Origin of the sequence: Streptomyces sp. Act143 (assembly GCF_003143935.1) — a bacterium.
Taxonomy (GTDB): Bacteria; Actinomycetota; Actinomycetes; order Streptomycetales; family Streptomycetaceae; genus Streptomyces.
Map to the genome: position 1 here is coordinate 8,222,463 of NZ_QFRX01000001.1, position 17,004 is coordinate 8,239,466.

A 17,004-nucleotide genomic window follows, 5' to 3' on the forward strand; every position below is an offset into this window, starting at 1 on the left:
AGTCTTGCAGCGACGACTGACAACAGCCCTGACCAGGCAGAACCCCGCACACCGGCGGTCAGCGGAAGGTGTTGCACCGCGCCATGTCGCCGCTGTCGTACCCCGTCCGGAACCACTGCTGGCGCTGCGCCGCCGACCCGTGCGTCCACGACTCCGGCGTCACCCGCCCCTGGAACCGCTCCTGGATCCGGTCGTCGCCCACGGCCGCCGCCGCGTCCAGGCCGTCGGTGATGTCGGCGTCCGTGAGGCTGGTGATCAGCGGACGCCCGGTCGACTCGTCGTTCGTCGTGGTCGCGTGGTGCGCCCAGACCCCGGCGTAGCAGTCCGCCTGGAGCTCGACCCTGACCGCGTTGCTGTTCGCACCCGTGCGCCCGTCCTGGGACCGGCTCAGCGTGCCCATCAGGTCCTGCACATGGTGCCCGTACTCGTGCGCGACGACGTAGGCCTGCGCGAAGGCCCCGCCGCTCGCCCCGAACTTGCTCCGCAGCTCGTCGAAGAAGCCGAGGTCCAGATAGACCTTCCGGTCGCCGGGGCAGTAGAACGGCCCGACCGCCGAGGTCGCCGACCCGCACGCCGTGCCGACCCGCTGACTGAAGAAGACGGTGGGGGAGCGGGAGTACGAGCCGCTGCGCCGCGTGAACTCCTGGTCCCAGTAGTCCTGCACGCTGTTGACGACGGCGACCATGCGGCAGTCGTCCCGGGTGTTGGCGTCCTGCCCGGTACGGCAGCTCCGCTGCACCTGCGCCAGGGCGGAGGACGTGGCGGCGGGCTGGTCGCTGCCGCCGTCGGACAGGCCCAGCTGGTCGGGCCCGACGCCGAGGAAGAGCCCCAGCAGCAGCGCGATCAGCCCGGCGATGCCGCCGCCGACCGTCGCCCTGCCCCCGGGCACCCGGCTGCCGCGCACGTCCTGGACCTCGGAGGTGTCGAGCTTGGCGTCGTCGTCGAACTGCATGCCGTCATCGTGATCCACAGCCCCGGCACCCGCACCCGGAGGAACCCGGGCACCCGCACCCCGGCGAACCCGGACACCGCGGAGGAGTCCGAACACCCGCACCCAGAAAAAGTGCTTGCACCGCCCCGTTAGACTTGGCCCATGGCCATTCTCCTCGCGCATTAGACGGCGGGAACGTCCTCAGCCGCCCACAACCGTCAAACACACGCCCAGGAGTCTGTCCGTGATCTCCGCCACCGGTATCGAGCTGCGCGCCGGCGCCCGAGTCCTCATCGAGTCCGCCACCTTCCGGGTCACCAAGGGTGACCGCATCGGTCTGGTCGGCCGCAACGGCGCGGGGAAGACCACCCTCACCAAGTGCCTCGCCGGCGAGGGCATCCCCGCCGCCGGCCAGATCACCCGCTCCGGCGAGGTCGGCTACCTGCCGCAGGACCCCCGTACCGGCGATCTCGACGTCCTCGCCCGCGACCGCATCCTCTCCGCGCGCGGCCTCGACGTACTGATCCGCAAGATGCGCGAGAACGAGCAGCGGATCGCCAACGGCCAGGGCGCCACCCGCGAGAAGGCCCTCAAGCAGTACGAGCGCCAGGAGACGGAGTTCCTCACCAAGGGCGGGTACTCCGCCGAGGCCGAGGCCGCCACCATCGCCGCCGCGCTGAACCTGCCCGACCGGGTGCTCGGCCAGCCGCTGCACACCCTCTCCGGCGGTCAGCGGCGCCGTATCGAGCTGGCCCGCATCCTGTTCTCGGACGCGGACACGCTGCTCCTCGACGAGCCGACGAACCACCTCGATGCCGACTCGATCGTCTGGCTGCGCGATTACCTCAAGACCTACCGCGGCGGCTTCATCGTGATCTCCCACGATGTCGACCTGGTCGAGACGGTCGTCAACAAGGTCTTCTACCTGGACGCCAACCGCGCCCAGATCGACGTCTACAACATGGGCTGGAAGCTCTACCAGCAGCAGCGCGAGGCCGACGAGAAGCGCCGCAAGCGCGAGCGGCAGAACGCCGAGAAGAAGGCCGCCGCCCTCAACGCGCAGGCCGACAAGATGCGCGCCAAGGCCACCAAGACGGTCGCCGCGCAGAACATGGCCAAGCGCGCCGACCGGCTGCTCGCCGGCCTGGAGGCGGTCCGGGTCTCCGACAAGGTCGCCAAGCTCCGCTTCCCGGAGCCCGCGCCCTGCGGCAAGACCCCGCTGACCGCTGAGGGCCTGTCGAAGTCCTACGGCTCGCTGGAGATCTTCACCGACGTCGACCTGGCCGTCGACAAGGGGTCGAGGGTGGTCATCCTCGGGCTCAACGGCGCTGGCAAGACGACCCTGCTGCGGCTTCTCGCCGGGGCCGAACAGCCCGACACCGGTGCCGTCGTCCCCGGCCACGGCCTCAAGATCGGGTACTACGCCCAGGAGCACGAGACCCTGGACCCGGAGCGCACGGTCCTGGAAAACATGCGCTCGTCCGCCCCGGACATGGACCTCGTCGAGGTCCGCAAGGTGCTCGGCTCCTTCCTGTTCTCCGGCGACGACGTCGACAAGCCCGCCGGCGTCCTGTCCGGCGGCGAGAAGACCCGGCTGGCCCTCGCCACGCTCGTCGTCTCCTCCGCCAACGTCCTGCTCCTCGACGAGCCCACCAACAACCTCGACCCGGCCAGCCGCGAGGAGATCCTCGGCGCGCTGCGCACCTACAAGGGCGCCGTCGTTCTGGTCACCCACGACGAGGGCGCGGTCGAGGCGCTCCAGCCGGAGCGGATCATTCTGCTGCCGGACGGGATCGAGGATCTGTGGGGTGCCGACTACGCGGATCTGGTCGCCCTGGCTTGATCGAATGCGTGATCCACGGCGTATGGATCATTCGGCCTACCGGTGATCCATCATCTGTGTGAGATCTCCTCGTACCGGGGTGTGTCCTACATCCATTTCGCGGCCGATCCCTTTGTCGACAAGGGATCGGCCGTCGTACGTCTCTGACCTGCCTCTTCCCGAACGAACCCGTTCGGCGGTACGAACATGCCGTCGCGGAATGCCTGATTCCATATGTGGGGACGCGCTCCTGTCGTCACAACCTTGTCTTACGGACCTTGCCGAATGGGTGGCCAGGAAGCCCCAGAGGGGTGATCATGAGAAGACCAGAGCGCACTTCCCATGAGGAGGCACGGGTGGCCGAGACTCTGAAGAAGGGCAGCCGGGTGACCGGCGCCGCGCGCGACAAGCTCGCGGCAGACCTGAAGAAGAAGTACGACTCCGGTGCGAGCATCCGGGCGCTGGCCGAGGAAACCGGCCGCTCGTATGGCTTCGTGCACCGGATGCTCAGCGAGTCGGGCGTCACGCTCCGTGGGCGTGGCGGTGCGACCCGGGGCAAGAAGGCCGCGTCGTCCTGATTCCGGGCGGCCCCTCGGCTTCGATGGTGGCCACCCGGTCGGTTGTCTGACCGTCCGGGTGGTTACTGTGCAGTCACTTAGTCGTGCCGTGTGGCACGGCGGATGACCGCACGCATCGGAGGCGCCCCATGGGCCAGGAACTCGTTCCCCTGCTCGACAAGGACGGCGTTCGGCTCACCGTCGAGGACACCCTCGCCACGGTGACGCTGACCAACCCGGCCAAGCTCAACGCGCAGAGCCCCGCTCTGTGGCGGTCGCTGGCCGAGGCGGGTCGGCTGGTGCCGGGCTCCGTCCGGGTCGTCGTGCTGCGCGGTGAGGGCAAGTCCTTCTCCGCGGGGCTCGACCGGCAGATGTTCACGCCGGAGGGGATCGAGGGCGAGCCGTCGTTCATCGACCTCGCCCGCAGTGGTGACGCCGAACTCGACGCTGCCATCGCGGAGTTCCAGGAGGGCTTCACCTGGTGGCGGCGGAGCGACCTCGTGTCCATCGCCGCCGTCCAGGGGCATGCCATCGGCGCGGGCTTCCAGCTCGCGCTCGCCTGCGACCTTCGCGTCGTCGCCGACGACGTGCAGTTCGCCATGCGCGAGACCAGCCTCGGACTGGTCCCGGACCTCACGGGCACGCATCCGCTCGTCTCGCTCGTCGGCTACGCCCGGGCGCTGGAGATCTGCGCCACCGGGCGCTTCGTGACGGCCGAGGAGGCCGTGAACACCGGCCTGGCCAACATCGCCGTGCCCCGCGACCAGCTCGACGACGCCGTACGCGACCTCGCCGGCGCCCTGCTGGCCGCGCCGCGGGACGCCGTCATCGAGACCAAGGCGCTGCTGCGCGGCGCCCAGGACCGCACCTACGACGAGCAGCGCGCCGCCGAGCGCGCCGCACAGGCACGCCGCCTGCGGGACCTGGCCGGCATCGGCGAATAGGCCGCACGGGCAGTCACCCGACCGCGGTGACCAGGACCGCCACCGTCGGGTGACCGGGCAGCACCCTCCCCACCTGCTCGCGGACCGCCCGGGCCACCTCCAGTGCCCGGTGGTCCGCGTCGACCGCCACCTCCACCTGGACGTGGCGCCGCGGCAGGGCCGCCTCGCTCCGCACCGCCTGCCCCAGCACAGCGGTCAGCCCCGCGACGCCGGGCACCGCGAGGGCGGCGGCCGCCGCGGGATCGTCGGTCGCCGCGACCGACGGCGGCTCGGGCTGTCGTACCGCAGCGGCCTCCGGCTCCTCGTCCAGCAGAGCCGTCACCGTCAGATCGACCTCCGCCACCGCCAGACCCAGCAGCTCCGTGGCCGCGGTCGCCAGGCCCGCCCGCAGGAGCGCCACCGCCGTCGGCAGCGGCTCGTCCGCGGTCGCCGCGAACTCCGCCGAGACCCGCAGCGGCCCCGGCGGCAGGGCGCTCGGCGGGGGCGGTACGACGGGCTCGTGCACCGACTCCGGATCGGCGAGCGCGATCCGCAGCGCCTCCAGGCGCACGCCGCGCAACTCCCGTACCGCGCGCCGCAGCACCGCCTCGGCCGCCTCCTCCGCGATCCACGCGCCGTCGCGCGCACTCCCCAGCGGCAGCAGCCTGCCGAGGCCCAGCCGATGCCGTACGGACTGTGTCAACCGGTCGGTCATTGCTCCAGCCTGCCGCATCCCCGGCGCGCGCGGACGCAACCCCACTTACGGTGGTTCAAGGACGACGACCGAAAGGGACGTACGGCGATGACAGAGCAGCAGACGCAGACTCCTGAGGCGGAGACCGCCGCGCAGCCGCGCAAGTCCGTCAAACGCGGCGGCGGGGACCCGGCGACCCGGGGACGGACCACCATTGCCGACGGGGTCGTGGAGAAGATCGCCGGGCTCGCGGCCCGGGACGTCCTCGGCGTGCACGCCATGGGCAGCGGGCTCTCCCGCACCTTCGGCGCCGTCCGCGACCGCGTTCCGGGCGGGTCGAAGTCCGTGACCCGGGGCGTCAAGGCCGAGGTCGGTGAGGTGCAGACCGCGCTCGACCTGGAGATCGTCGTCGACTACGGCGTCTCGATCTCCGACGTGGCACGGGCCGTGCGGGAGAACGTGATCGCCGCGGTGGAGCGGATGACCGGCCTCGAGGTCGTCGAGGTCAACATCGCGGTGAGCGACGTGAAACTGCCCGAGGAGGAGGACGACGAGCCGGAGCCCCGGATCCAGTGAGGGGTCTCCCGATGGCTGGTCAAGGGTTCCCGGTGGCTGAGGGGAGTGCGGCATGAGCATGGCTGTGGTCGGCATGATCGCCGGTATGGCGCTGGGGTTCGCCGGGTACTTCGGCGGGTTCGGGGCCTTCCTGCTGGTGGCGGCCCTGGGGGCGATCGGGTTCGTCGTCGGCCGCTTCATGGAGGGGGACCTGGAGATCGGCGACTTCCTCCGCACCCGCGACGACCGGCGCGACCGCCGCGACCGGCGGTGACGTAGGTGACCGCCGAGGCCGGTGAGCTGCGCAGACCCCTGACCGTCGTACCGCCCGGCGAACGCGGCGCAACCCGGATCGCCGACCGGGTCGTGGCGAAGATCGCCGCCCGGGCGGCGCGCGAGGTGATCGGGGAGGTCCCGGACGAGGCCGCGCGTCCGCACGCCACCGTGGTGGTGCACCACGACACGGCCCGCGTCCGCGTCCACGTCGAACTCGGCTACCCCACCGACATCGGCGCCCGCTGCGCGCGCGTGCGTCGGCATGTGGCCGAGCGGGTACGCGCGTTGGTGGGAATGGAGGTGTCGGAGGTCGCGGTCCAGGTCGAGCGGCTGCATCTGACCCCGGCGCACGGCGCGGCACAGGGGAGGACGCGATGAGCGAGCCCCAGGGCTCCGAGGGCACGACCCAGCGACTGCCGGTCCTGGAGAAGGCGACCGAGCCGGAGCAGGCACCACCGGTCCTCGAAGGTGAAAGCACACCGGGCCTCGAAGGTGAGGGCACACCGGTCCTTCAGGGCGAGGGCGGCAACGGCCGCTTCTGGTCGCACCGGCGCGTCCCCGCCCTCGTCGTCGCGCTGCTGCTCCTCGCCGTCGCCGGGTTCTTCCTCTACGACATCGCGGCCGTGCGCGCCGATCAGCCGGCCATGCGCTGGCGCCGCGAACTGGCCGCGCAGCTCGCCGAACGCCCCCTGGACGACACCTGGGTCCTCGTCGGCGCCGGCGTCGCCGCGGCCCTCGGCCTCTGGTTGATCGTCCTCGCCGCCACCCCGGGCCTGCGCGGTGTCCTGCCCATGCGGCGCACCCACGCCGATGTACGGGCCGGACTGCACCGTGAGGCCGCCGCGCTGGTTCTGCGCGACCGGGCCGTCGAGGTCGCCGGGGTGCAGTCGGTCCGGGTCCGGCTGAGCCGCACCAAGGCCGACGTCGGCGCGATCTCGCACTTCCGTGAACTGGACGACGTACACGCCGACCTGGAGGCCACGCTCACCGACGCGATCCGGGGACTGGGCCTGGCCCGGCCGCCCGCGTTGTCGCTGCATGTGCGGCGGCCGGGGAAGAAGGGGTGAGGGCTGTGCTCAGGGTCGTCAACCGGGTGCTGCTGGGGCTGATCGGGCTGGTGCTGGTCGTCGTGGGCGGTTCGGTGCTGGCCGTGGGGCTGGGCGCGGACCCGCCCTCCTGGTGGATCCACGACAGCCGTCACGACGTACTGCTCGACACCGCCGAACGCACCCGCTGGCGGGACGCGGGCTGGTGGTGGCCGACGGTCCTCGGCGCGCTCGCGCTTCTCGTCCTGCTCGCCCTGTGGTGGCTGACCGCGAACCTGCGCCGCCACCGCCTGACGGAGGTCCTGGTGGACACCGGCGACGGCGAGGGCGCGTTGCTGCGCGGCCGGGCCCTGGAGGGCGTACTGGCCGACGAGGCCTCGCAGTTGGACGGTGTCGCCCACGCCCAGGTGCGTCTGACCGGCCGGCGCGACGCCCCCGAGACCCGGGTGCGGCTCCAGCTGGAACCGCACGTGGACCCCGGGACGGCGCTGAGCCACCTGACGACGGAGGCGCTGACCCACGCGCGCGACTCGGCGGCGTTGGCGGCGCTTCCGGCGGAGGTGCGGATGACGGCGGTCAAGCACCGGGCGGAGCGGGTGAGTTGAGCCTCTGAGGCCGAACCCATGAGGCCAGAGCCATTGCGGTCAGAGCCTTTGAGGTCGAGCCCTTGAGGCCAGAGCCATTGCGGTCAGAGCCTTTGAGGTCGAGCCTTTCAGGTCAGAGCCCTTGCGGGCTCAGAACCCGTGCCGCATGCCGCCGTCCACCGGCAGCATGATCCCGGTCAGGTAGGACGCGGCCGGCGACAGCAGGAACGCCGCCGTACGGCCGAACTCCTCCGGCGTCCCGTACCGCCGCAGCGGAATCCGCGCCTCGTTCGCGGCCCGGGTCGCCTCCGGGTCGGCGGACATCCCGTCCAGCTCACGCACGCGGTCCGTGTCGATACGGGACGGCAGCAGGCCCACGACCCGGATGCCGCGCGGCCCCAGCTCGTCCGCGAGGGACTTCGCGAAGCCGGCCAGCCCCGGCCGCAGCCCGTTGGAGATCGTCAGCCCCGGGATCGGCTCGTGCACCGAGCCCGACAGCACGAACCCGATGACACCCCCGGCCTCCAGCTCCGCGGCGGCGGCGCGCGCGAGCCGTACCGCGCCCAGGAACACCGACTCGAACGCGGTGTTCCACTGCTCGTCCGTGTTGTCCGCGACGAACCCCGGCGCGGGGCCGCCGACGCTGACGAGGATGCCGTCGAAGCCGCCGAAGTGCTCCCGCGCGGCGGCGATCAGCCGTGCCGGGGCCTCCGGATCGCCGTTGTCGACGGCCACCCCGACGGCGTTCGGACCCAGCTCGGCCGCCGCGTCGGCGACCCGCTTCTCGTCCCGCCCGGTCACGACCACCTTCGCCCCGTCGGCGACCAGCTCACGCGCGGACGCGTTGCCGAGGCCGCGGGTGGCTCCGGTGACGACGTACACCCGGTCCTTCAGTCCAAGATCCATGGCCCCTATCCTGCCTCGTCGTCCCCGAACAGGGCGAGGGCGGTGTTCACCAGTCCGATGTGACTGAACGCCTGCGGGAAGTTGCCGAGGTGGCACTCGTGCACCGGGTCGTACTCCTCCGACAGCAGCCCCACGTCGTTCGTCAGCCCCACGAGGCGCTCGAACAGCTCCCGCGCCTCCTTCGTCCGGCCGGTCATGTGCAGGGCGTCCGCCAGCCAGAACGAGCACACCAGGAACGTGCCCTCGTCGCCCGGCAGTCCGTCGACCGTCGTGCCGTCGGTGCTGTACCGGCGCAGGAAGCCGCCGTGGCCCAGTTCCTCGCGGATCGCGTCGACGGTGCCGATCACGCGCGGATCGTCGGGCGGCAGGAAACCGACGCGGGGGATGAGGAGCAGGGAGGCGTCGAGCTCCTTCGAACCGTAGGACTGGGTGAAGGTGTTGCGCTCGGCGTCGAAGCCCTTCTCGCACACCTCGCGGTGCACCTCGTCGCGCATCGCCCGCCAGCCGTCGACGTCGCCGTCGAGTTCGGGGTTGTCCTCCACGGCCCGCACCGCACGGTCGGCGGCCACCCACGTCATCACCTTGGAGTGCACGAACTGACGGCGTCCGCCGCGCACCTCCCACAGCCCTTCGTCGGGCTGCCGCCACGCCTCGCGCAGGAACTCCATCAGGGCGCACTGGAGGGACCAGATGTGCGGCTTGGTGGACAGCCCCGCATGCCGCGCCAGTGAGAGGGAGTCCATGACCTCGCCGTACACGTCCAGCTGGAGCTGGTTCACGGCCTCGTTGCCGATCCGCACCGGCTGTGAGCCGCGGTAGCCGGCGAGCCACGGCAGCTCGAACTCGGGCAGTCGTCGCTCGCCCGCGAGGCCGTACATGATCTGAAGGTCCGCCGGGTCGCCCGCGACCGCCCGCAGCAGCCAGTCGCGCCAGGCCTCCGCCTCCTGGTGGAAGCCGGCCGACAGCAGCGCGCCGAGGGTGAGGGTGGAGTCGCGCAGCCAGCAGTACCGGTAGTCCCAGTTGCGTACGCCGCCCAGCTCCTCCGGCAGCGAGGTGGTGGCCGCGGCGACGATGCCGCCGGTCGGGACGTAGGTGAGGGCCTTGAGCGTGATCAGGGAGCGCAGGACGGCCTCCTTGTACGGGCCGTCGTAGCGGCAGCCGGCCGACCACGCCTGCCAGTCCTCGACGCTCGTGCGCAGGGCGTCGAGGGGGTCGGTCTGCGGCGGGCGCGGCTCGTGCGAGGGGTGCCAGGTCAGCACGAACGCGACCGTCTCGCCCTTCTTGACGGTGAACTCCGAGTACGTGCAGAAGTCCTCGCCCCAGGTCCGCACCTCGGGTTCGCTGCGCAGCCACACCGAGTCCGGTCCGGCGACGGCGACCCGGTGCCCGTCGGTCCTGCGCACCCACGGCATGATCGAGCCGTAGTCGAAGCGCAGCCGGAGCGTGCTGCGCACGGTGACCTCGCCGCTCAGTCCTTCGACGACGCGTACGAGGTCGGGGGCGCGGTCGCGCTGGGGCATCAGGTCGGTGACCCGTACCGCACCGGTGCCGGTCTCCCAGTCCGTGTCCAGGACGAGGGTGCCGGGACGGTAGGCGCGGCGGGTGCAGTTGCCGGTGGCGTCCCGCGGTGCGATGCGCCAGTGGCCGTTGCTCTCGTCGCCGAGCAGTCTGGCGAAGCAGGCGGACGAGTCGAAGCGGGGCAGGCACAGCCAGTCGACGCTGCCGTCCTTGCCGACCAGGGCCGCGGTCTGTTCGTCGCCGATGAGGGCGTAATCCTCGATACGGGGGTGCACGGGATGCGGGTTCCCGGAGGGGCGGCAGGGCAATCCGGGGTGGAGCCGGGCGGGTGACGCGCGCCGGCGGGTTCAGACCGCGGCCCGTTCCGTCTCCGACTCGGCGCCCGACTCCTGCTCGGCCTTCTCCCGGCGGTCCCGCGTCTCACGCCGCACCAGGACGACCCAGCCGACCGGCACGGCCGCGGCGAACAGCCACCACTGGAAGGCGTACGCGTAGTTCAGCGCGGCGTTCTCCATGCCGGGCTTGCTGCCCAGCAGCTCCGGGCGGTCACCCTTGGACTCGGGGGCGGTCTGGACGATGTAGCCGCCGAGGACCTGGGCGCCGAGCCGCTTCGCCTCCCGCGCGCTGTTGATCAGCATGATCTGGCGGTCGGGCAGGCCCTTGAGGTCCTTGATGCCGCTCGCCTCGGTCGTCTCGTCGGGCATCAGCCGCCCGGTGACGGTGAGCTCGCCCCGCGGGGGAGCGGGGACCTCGGGGAAGGCGGTCTGGCTCGGACCGTCGGCGGGAATCCAGCCCCGGTTGACCAGCAGTACCTTGCCGTCGCCGAGGACGAAGGGGGTCAGGACGTGGTAGCCGACCTCGTCGTCGGAGTTGGTGCGGCGGCGGACGACGACCTCGTGCTCGGTGTCGAAGTGACCCTTCGCGGTCACCGAGTGGTACCGCTCCTTGCTGGTGACGGTGTGCGCCGGGGAGGTCAGCGTCTCCACGGGCACCGGCTTCGCGTCCAGCGCGTCGGAGACCAGCTGGTTGCGGGCGGTGCGCTCGTCGTAGCGGTGCATCTGCCAGATGCCCAGCCTGATCATCGTGGGGATGAGGAGGAGGGCGACCAGCGTGAGGATCACCCACTGCCGGGACAACAGGAAGCGGTACACCCCACGACCGTACAACTCGGGCCGCGGGGTGTTCGCACAGGGGTCTGCCGGATTCGGACGACCGGTGCTCAGACGCGGTCGACGATGCCCACCTTCCCCTCCGCACGGGCGCAGTGCGCACCGCAGAACCAGTGGCCCTCGACCTCGACGCCCTGGCCGATGATCTGGACGCGGCAGTGCTCGCAGATCGGGGCCATGCGGTGGATCGCGCAGGAGAAGCAGTCGAAGACGTGGACCGCTCCCTGGGCGTGCACCTCGAAGGTCATGCCGTAGTTGTTTCCGCATACTTCGCAAGTCGCCATGCGCCACAGGGTGAGCCGTCGGCCGGGCGCGGGCGAGCGGGCGCCGGGCGAGTCGCGGCGCAATCACCCGTCCGTACGGTCGCCCCGACGCCGGTCACGCGCGGTCGTACGGTGGGCGGCGCAGGCGTCCCGCCGGAGAGCCTCGCCCAGGTCGGCGGGGACGGTCAGCCTTCCGGAGGCGGTCTCGTGCGGCCGTACCGTCATCCCTCCGACGCCGGTGCCACGTTGCCCAGCAGCTGTCCGAACGCCGCCTCGTCGACGACCGGGGTGCCGTACTGCCGGGCCTTGACCACCTTCGACGTGCCCGAGTCGGGATCGTTGGTGACGAGGAGGCTGGTCAGCCGGGAGATGCTGGTGGCCACATGGAGGCCCGCCTCGACGGCCCGGTCCTCCAGGAGGTCCCGCTCGGTCGAGGTGTCCCCGGAGAAGGCCACCCGCATGCCCTGCTTGAGCGGTTTGCCCTCTTCGTACCGGCCCGGGTTGGGATAGGGGCATGCGGGCCTTTTGCGGGCGGGGCGCCAACTGGTCGGCCGGTAGCTGCCGTACGAGGACTGCTGCCGGGGTACGGCGGCCCGGTCCGTCCACTCCGTCAGCGGCCGGCACTCGTGCAGCGGCAGCCGGATGCTCTGCGAGGCGGCCGCCCGCAGGCTCGGCCGGAACGCCTCCGCCAGCACCCGCGCGTCGTCCAGCGCGTGGTGCGCGCGCTGCTGGACGACGCCGAAGTGCGCGGCCAGCGACTCCAGCTTGTGGTTGGGCAGCGGCAGGGCGAGCTCCTTGGACAGCGCGATGGTGCACAGCCGCTGCCGCACCGGTGCCTCGCGCTCCGCGCGCGCGTACTCCCGGGCGATCATCTGCCAGTCGAAGACCGCGTTGTGCGCCACGAGCACCCGGCCCTCCAGCCGCGCCGAGAACTCCTCGGCGATGTCCTGGAACAGGGGCGCGCCCTCCAGCACGTCGCTCGTCAGACCGTGGATCCACACCGGGCCCGGGTCGCGCTCCGGGTTGACCAGCGTGTACCAGTGGTCCTCGACCTCGCCGCGCGCGTCCAGGCGGTAGACGGCCGCGGAGATTATCCGGTCGTCGCGGGCCAGTCCGGTGGTCTCCACGTCAACGACCGCGTATCCCTTCGGATACGCGGCCGGCCACTCGGTGGGGGAGGACGCCTCGGCGGTACGGTCTTCGAGCATGGTCCCTGAGGATACGGGCCCCCACTGACAGTCCCGCGCCCACCCGGCGGAAGCGGAGGACATGACGCGGCCTCAGTTCCCGGCGACACACCCTCAGCCCCATGCAGCCTCAGTTCCCGGCGACACGCCCTCAACCCAGCGCGGCCCCAGTTCCCGGCGCGCGCTCTCAGCCCAGCGCGGCCACCAAGTCCCCCGCCGTCAGCGCCTCCAGCCCGCAGCCGTCGACCGGCCCCGGCAGCAGCCGGTACGCCGCCCCGGACGCCCCCGCCGGTGCCACGCCCCCGTGCACGAGCGCGAGGAAGACGTTGCGGTGCGACGCCGCTTCACCCGCGAGGGCGTCGGCCGTCTCGGAGGGGTGCCGCGCCTCGGGCGGTTCGAGGCCGCGCACCCGCGCGGCGAACGCGGTGTCCGGCTCCGCTTCGTGCCGCCGGTAGTGCCACAGCTCGTCCACGGCGCGCGGATGCGGTGCGCGCCGTATCACCGCGACCTCGTCGCCTCGCGCGGTCGCCCGCCACACCGCGAGGTCCCACAGGGTCGTACGGCCCGACGCGAAGTACTGGTGCAGGTCCTGCGCGACCCGGCCGAGGTCGGCGCCGTGCCGGTACAGGCTGTGGAAGCCCTCGTCGGCCGGGAGGTGGAGGTCGGTCCACAGGAACGTGCGGCGGTCCAGGTCGACCAGCATCGGGACATGGATGCGCGAGTCGCCCACCAGGTCGTAACGCTGACGGACCGTACGCGGGTCGTACGACGCGTTCCGGTCCTCCTCGGCCGCGGACGGCAGCGCCATGAACCCGGCGAAGGCGTCCAGAAGCTCGTCGAACGCGATGTCGTTGAAGCTGAAGACGACCGGCAGGGCGTAACGCACGCCGCGTTCCGCGAGCCCCGCGAGATCGAGGTCCACGTACTCGGTGGCCCCGTCCGGCGCGGGCGCCGACACCAGGTCGCCGGAGTGGACGGCCGAACGGCCCTCGTGGACGAGGTTCGTGTAGTCGCACAGCCCCGCGAAGTTCCACTCGGCGTCGTACAGGGCCACCGACAGGTCGAGGTCCACGCGCTTCTTGGCGGGCTCCGTCCAGTGCAGGAACAGCCGCAGCACCTCACCCTCGGGCAGCGGCTGCGTGCTGCCCCGCGGGACCGTGACGAGGGCCTTGCCGGCGGCGGTCTCGGCGGCGGGCACCGCGAGTCCGGTGAGCGCCGAGTCGAGCACGGACAGGTCGAGACGGGGCCCGTCGTGCTCGCCGAGCCGCCGCAGCGCCTCGGCCTCCAGCAGCGCGCACACCTCGCCCGTCACCTTCGGCGACAGCGGCACGCGCGTGTCGTCGATCGTGAACGAGCGCGTCACCTGGCCGCGCGGGAAGAACACCCGCCGCCCGCCGGGGAGATGACGGGTGCGCATCCGCCCGAGCGCGGCGAGCAGCGGTCCCGGGCCCGCCTCGGGCAGGACCCGGCGCAGCACGTCACCGAACCCGTCCGGCAGCACGTCGAGTTCGCGCAGCCGCAGCAGGTGGTCGAGGCGGCGCAGCAGCTCGCCGGGGCGTTGGGCGAGCAGGTCGAGGGCGGCCTCGAAGTCCGCTTCCTGCAGCGCCTGTTCGACGCGTGCCGCCCAGGTGGCCGGCTTGACGCGGGTTCCGGCCGTCCGCACCTCGTCGGGATGGTCCGCGGCCGTCCGTACCTCGTCGGGATGGTCCGCGGCCGTCCGTACCTTGTCGGGATGGTCCGCGGCCGTCCGCACCCCGTCCTGGTGGGTCACCCGCACCGCGTCCGGATGCTCCGCGGCCGTCCGCAGCAGCGCCGCGCCGAGGGCGCCCTCGGAGACGTCGGTGCCGCGCAGGACCGCGAAGGCGAGCGCGGCCTTCGGATGGCGCGCGTGCTGCTCGTAGGGGTGCAGGATCTCGGCGGCGCGCTTCCAGGCGGTGGGGTGCCGGAGCACGTCCTCGATCAGCGACGGCATCGCCAGCCCGTCGAGGACGCCGAGCAGCCGGCGGCGGAGCGCACGCGGGAGCGACCGAATGCGGGGCGGCTCCAGCAGGTCGGCCGCGCCGCCGGACCACACGCACAACAGCCGCAGCACGTCCGTCGCGGTCGTCAGCCGGGCGGCGAGCAGCTCGGCGGCCGCCACGCGCGTGTGCCGGTCGAGCAGCAGCATGCCGAGGGCCAGTGCCTTGGTCTGGCGCACCGGGATGTCCTCCGGGAACCAGCCCAGGTCCCTCGGCGCGTGCGCCAGCAGGATCTTCACGTCGTCCCGGTCCTGCGGCGGCAGCGGCGTCCGCCGGGCCAGCAGCCGCAGCAGCGCCCGCACGGCGTCCGTCCGGGCGTCCTTGCCGAGCGCGAGCACCTTCAGCGGGCCGACGGCCACTTCACGCGCGTGACGCGGCGGCGCGGGCTTCAGGAAGGGGTCGGTGCGGTCGATCCGGCGGTGGCAGAGCGGGCAGCCCGCGTAGTCCGCGCCGTCCCAGCACGCGCGGCACACCAGATGCGCGCAGGGCGACACCGGGTGCACGCTGCCGACCGTGCCGCACAGCACGCACGGCTGCTTCGGCCACTGCAGGATCAGTGTGAAGACCCGGTCGACGAACAGCTGGAAGGTGTCCTCGGGCACCGAGGCCGGGAAGCTGCGGAACAGCGGCATGTGGGTGCGGTCCGCGCCCAGTTCGGCGTCGATGTGCCGGATCACCTGCTTACCCGCGTCCGCGAGCCCGGCGGGCCCCAGCCAGGCGAGCGCCGCGTGCAGTTCCGCCGTCGGCGCGAATCCCCGGTCCAGCAGCTCGGCTTCGAGCGCGACAAGCCCTGGCGCCGTCGACGGGTCGCCCGGGCGCGGCCCGGCCTGGTCGACGTAGACGGTACGAAGGCGGCGGAGCAGCACGGACGACAGTACGGACAAGCGGAAGCCCCCTGGGGGAAGGTGGAGAGAAGTCTCGGAGGCGGGGACGGAGAGTGGGCGCGCTGTCGATGTCATAGGAAAGAGAGAAGGAAGCACGCGGCGGAGCCGTCCCCGCGATCACGACTGTAGGAGGGCGCTGTTCGCGGGCGCCACTCATTTATTTTCGCGCTGTTCCTCTGCTGTCCAGGAGCGATTGCACGAGGGCCCGCACGGACGTCACGAACAGCCGCTCCTCGTCCACGGGACGGGCGAAGGCGCGGGCGAGTGCGGGGTCGTCGTAGCGGTCCTGCGTGGGCTGTTGCGCGGGCGCCCGCTCACGGTTGCGCTCCACGAGCACGAAGCCCACGACCTGGAACTGCACGGCCCGCACCGCCTCCGCCGCGCGGGCGCCCCGCAGTCCGGCCGCGTGCACCTCGCGCACCAGCGCCTGCTGCGCCGGCAGGAACATCCGCTCGGTCAGGCCGCGTTCGTGGACCATCGCGACGAGGTGCGGATGTTCGCGCAGCCGTCGGCGCAGGATGCGGGCCACCGACACGACCCGTTCCGCCGGGGTGCGCCCCACGGGCCGGATCTCGCCCAGCTCGGCCACGGTCCGCCGTACGAGCGCGTCCAGCAGGGACTCGCGGTTGCCGACGTGCCAGTAGATCGAGGTGACGGCGGTGCCCAGCTCGGCGGCGAGCTTGCGCATCGTCAGCGCCTCGGGGCCGTGCTGCTTCACCAGGGCGGCGGCCGTGTCCAGGACTTCGTCCCTGGTGAGCGACGCTCTCGCCATGGTGCCCCCAAGTCCGTTTCGTGCACGCGTATTTACCCCGCAGAAGGTCTGCTGTAACTCTGTTACAGATGACGGCCCATCAGAAGAAGGGCGGTACGGCATGGCACGCGTACGGTACGGCGCGCGGACCGAGGCGGAGATCGCCGCCGCGCGCACCGCGAGCGCTCGGCTTCCCGACATCTGGTCCACCGGGGTGGTGGCCGTCTGGGAGACCGACCCGGACGCGGTCGCGGCGGTCCTGCCGCCGCCCCTGAAGCCCACGGCCAGGCCGCTGGCCCGGGTCACCATCAGCAAGGTCGACCTGCCGGGATACCCGCTCGGCGCGGGCTCGTTCGCGGTCGCGGCGGCCCACGGGGACGTCGACGGCTGGTACCCCCTGGTCATGCCGATGACCCATGAACGGGCCCTGATCGGCGGCCGTGAGGTGTTCGGCGAGCCCAAGAAGCTCGGCGAGGTCGTCGTGGAGCGCGCGGGCCCGGTCGTCCGCGCCTTCCTCGCCCGGCACGGCATCGCCTTCGTGGAGGTGCGCGGCGCGGTCTCCGGGGAACTGCCGCTTCCCGATCCCGTGCAGAAGACCGACTTCTACTTCAAGTTCCTGCCCGCGGTGGACGGTTCGGGCTTCGACGCCGACCCGGTCCTCGTGCACTGCCTGCGCCACGAGAAGGTGCGCCGCCTGGAGCGGATCACCGGCGACGTCGTGCTGCGCGAGTCGATGTACGACCCGGTGGCCGACCTGCCGGTGCGCCGGCTGGTGGAGATCACCATCGGCGAGAAGACCAGCGACCAGCGCGGCGAGGTCGTCGAACGGGTGGACGCGCGGACGCTGCTGCCGTACGTCCACCAGCGCTACGACGACCCGGCCCAGGTCCTGGACGCGCCGCCCGAGGGGAGCGCCTGAT

General features: G+C 72.1%; 18 protein-coding genes. 9 read left to right on the forward strand and 9 right to left on the reverse strand.

What is annotated here, in order from left to right; translation table 11 throughout:
* Window positions 1-58: 58 nt before the first annotated feature.
* Window positions 59-952: a neutral zinc metallopeptidase gene (locus DI272_RS37560; RefSeq protein WP_109499640.1), complete on the reverse strand. Its 894-nt coding sequence runs from the start codon at window positions 950-952 to the stop codon at window positions 59-61.
* Window positions 953-1,175: 223 nt separating this feature from the next.
* On the opposite strand from DI272_RS37560, the gene DI272_RS37565 reads away from it, so the two are divergent.
* The 3 genes from DI272_RS37565 (at window position 1,176) to DI272_RS37575 (ending at window position 4,254) form a co-directional block, all read left to right on the forward strand.
* On the forward strand, window positions 1,176-2,774 hold the full coding sequence (locus tag DI272_RS37565; RefSeq protein WP_109499641.1) for an ABC-F family ATP-binding cassette domain-containing protein: 1,599 nt from the start codon (window positions 1,176-1,178) through the stop codon (window positions 2,772-2,774).
* Between the two features lie 335 nt (window positions 2,775-3,109).
* The gene (locus DI272_RS37570; RefSeq protein ID WP_004002281.1) at window positions 3,110-3,331 is read left to right on the forward strand and encodes a helix-turn-helix domain-containing protein; all 222 of its coding nucleotides are present in this window, start codon (window positions 3,110-3,112) and stop codon (window positions 3,329-3,331) included.
* A 128-nt stretch (window positions 3,332-3,459) separates the two neighbouring features.
* Complete coding sequence (locus DI272_RS37575; protein ID WP_109499642.1) at window positions 3,460-4,254, forward strand: enoyl-CoA hydratase/isomerase family protein; 795 nt, start codon at window positions 3,460-3,462, stop codon at window positions 4,252-4,254.
* A gap of 13 nt (window positions 4,255-4,267) precedes the next feature.
* On the opposite strand, the gene DI272_RS37580 is transcribed toward DI272_RS37575, so the two are convergent.
* Entirely contained in the window at window positions 4,268-4,948 is a 681-nt protein-coding gene (locus DI272_RS37580; RefSeq protein ID WP_109499643.1) for a nucleopolyhedrovirus P10 family protein, read from the reverse strand.
* Window positions 4,949-5,035: 87 nt separating this feature from the next.
* Between DI272_RS37580 and DI272_RS37585 the strand changes: the two genes are divergently transcribed.
* Genes DI272_RS37585 through amaP form a run of 5 tightly spaced genes read left to right on the forward strand, consistent with a single transcriptional unit; the run spans window position 5,036 to window position 7,409 of the window.
* Complete coding sequence (locus DI272_RS37585; RefSeq protein WP_109499644.1) at window positions 5,036-5,503, forward strand: Asp23/Gls24 family envelope stress response protein; 468 nt, start codon at window positions 5,036-5,038, stop codon at window positions 5,501-5,503.
* Between the two features lie 52 nt (window positions 5,504-5,555).
* Complete coding sequence (locus tag DI272_RS37590; RefSeq protein ID WP_109499645.1) at window positions 5,556-5,756, forward strand: hypothetical protein; 201 nt, start codon at window positions 5,556-5,558, stop codon at window positions 5,754-5,756.
* A gap of 5 nt (window positions 5,757-5,761) precedes the next feature.
* A complete protein-coding gene (locus DI272_RS37595) occupies window positions 5,762-6,136 on the forward strand; it encodes an Asp23/Gls24 family envelope stress response protein (RefSeq protein ID WP_109499646.1) in 375 nt (124 codons plus the stop codon).
* Complete coding sequence (locus DI272_RS37600; protein ID WP_109499647.1) at window positions 6,133-6,825, forward strand: DUF6286 domain-containing protein; 693 nt, start codon at window positions 6,133-6,135, stop codon at window positions 6,823-6,825. The genes DI272_RS37595 and DI272_RS37600 overlap by 4 nt, the downstream gene beginning before the upstream one ends.
* Window positions 6,822-7,409 carry an alkaline shock response membrane anchor protein AmaP gene (gene amaP, locus DI272_RS37605; protein WP_109499648.1) on the forward strand — a complete coding sequence of 196 codons (588 nt, stop codon included), beginning with the start codon at window positions 6,822-6,824 and terminating at the stop codon, window positions 7,407-7,409. The genes DI272_RS37600 and amaP overlap by 4 nt, the downstream gene beginning before the upstream one ends.
* A 129-nt stretch (window positions 7,410-7,538) precedes the next feature.
* On the opposite strand, the gene DI272_RS37610 is transcribed toward amaP, so the two are convergent.
* From DI272_RS37610 to DI272_RS37640, 7 genes are all read right to left on the reverse strand, one after another.
* Complete coding sequence (locus tag DI272_RS37610) at window positions 7,539-8,294, reverse strand: SDR family oxidoreductase (protein ID WP_109499649.1); 756 nt, start codon at window positions 8,292-8,294, stop codon at window positions 7,539-7,541.
* 5 nt (window positions 8,295-8,299) lie between these two features.
* Window positions 8,300-10,087 (reverse strand): glycoside hydrolase family 15 protein, encoded by a 1,788-nt coding sequence (locus tag DI272_RS37615; RefSeq protein WP_109499650.1) that lies wholly within the window; start codon window positions 10,085-10,087, stop codon window positions 8,300-8,302.
* A 72-nt stretch (window positions 10,088-10,159) separates the two neighbouring features.
* On the reverse strand, window positions 10,160-10,963 hold the full coding sequence (locus DI272_RS37620; protein ID WP_109499651.1) for an SURF1 family protein: 804 nt from the start codon (window positions 10,961-10,963) through the stop codon (window positions 10,160-10,162).
* A 68-nt stretch (window positions 10,964-11,031) separates the two neighbouring features.
* Window positions 11,032-11,265, reverse strand: a complete 234-nt coding sequence (locus DI272_RS37625) for a hypothetical protein (RefSeq protein WP_079083468.1) — start codon at window positions 11,263-11,265, stop codon at window positions 11,032-11,034.
* 200 nt (window positions 11,266-11,465) lie between these two features.
* A complete protein-coding gene (locus DI272_RS37630; protein WP_109499652.1) occupies window positions 11,466-12,452 on the reverse strand; it encodes a DEDDh family exonuclease in 987 nt (328 codons plus the stop codon).
* A 166-nt stretch (window positions 12,453-12,618) separates the two neighbouring features.
* Window positions 12,619-15,333: an MXAN_6230/SCO0854 family RING domain-containing protein gene (locus DI272_RS37635; protein WP_109499653.1), complete on the reverse strand. Its 2,715-nt coding sequence runs from the start codon at window positions 15,331-15,333 to the stop codon at window positions 12,619-12,621.
* 157 nt (window positions 15,334-15,490) lie between these two features.
* The gene (locus DI272_RS37640; RefSeq protein WP_109499654.1) at window positions 15,491-16,105 is read right to left on the reverse strand and encodes a TetR/AcrR family transcriptional regulator; all 615 of its coding nucleotides are present in this window, start codon (window positions 16,103-16,105) and stop codon (window positions 15,491-15,493) included.
* Window positions 16,106-16,205: 100 nt separating this feature from the next.
* On the opposite strand from DI272_RS37640, the gene DI272_RS37645 reads away from it, so the two are divergent.
* Window positions 16,206-17,003, forward strand: a complete 798-nt coding sequence (locus DI272_RS37645) for an acetoacetate decarboxylase family protein (RefSeq protein ID WP_109499655.1) — start codon at window positions 16,206-16,208, stop codon at window positions 17,001-17,003.
* The last annotated feature ends 1 nt before the right edge of the window (window position 17,004 follow it).

Excerpts from the sequence above, each read along its gene's own strand:
- DI272_RS37560 (WP_109499640.1), bottom strand. The coding sequence starts at position 952 with ATGCAGTTCGACGACGACGCCAAGCTCGACACCTCCGAGGTCCAGGAC.
- DI272_RS37575 (WP_109499642.1), top strand. The coding sequence starts at position 3,460 with ATGGGCCAGGAACTCGTTCCCCTGCTCGACAAGGACGGCGTTCGGCTC.
- DI272_RS37580 (WP_109499643.1), bottom strand. The coding sequence starts at position 4,948 with ATGACCGACCGGTTGACACAGTCCGTACGGCATCGGCTGGGCCTCGGC.
- DI272_RS37585 (WP_109499644.1), top strand. The coding sequence starts at position 5,036 with ATGACAGAGCAGCAGACGCAGACTCCTGAGGCGGAGACCGCCGCGCAG.
- DI272_RS37590 (WP_109499645.1), top strand. The coding sequence starts at position 5,556 with ATGAGCATGGCTGTGGTCGGCATGATCGCCGGTATGGCGCTGGGGTTC.
- DI272_RS37600 (WP_109499647.1), top strand. The coding sequence starts at position 6,133 with ATGAGCGAGCCCCAGGGCTCCGAGGGCACGACCCAGCGACTGCCGGTC.
- DI272_RS37610 (WP_109499649.1), bottom strand. The coding sequence starts at position 8,294 with ATGGATCTTGGACTGAAGGACCGGGTGTACGTCGTCACCGGAGCCACC.
- DI272_RS37625 (WP_079083468.1), bottom strand. The coding sequence starts at position 11,265 with ATGGCGACTTGCGAAGTATGCGGAAACAACTACGGCATGACCTTCGAG.
- DI272_RS37630 (WP_109499652.1), bottom strand. The coding sequence starts at position 12,452 with ATGCTCGAAGACCGTACCGCCGAGGCGTCCTCCCCCACCGAGTGGCCG.
- DI272_RS37640 (WP_109499654.1), bottom strand. The coding sequence starts at position 16,105 with ATGGCGAGAGCGTCGCTCACCAGGGACGAAGTCCTGGACACGGCCGCC.
- DI272_RS37645 (WP_109499655.1), top strand. The coding sequence starts at position 16,206 with ATGGCACGCGTACGGTACGGCGCGCGGACCGAGGCGGAGATCGCCGCC.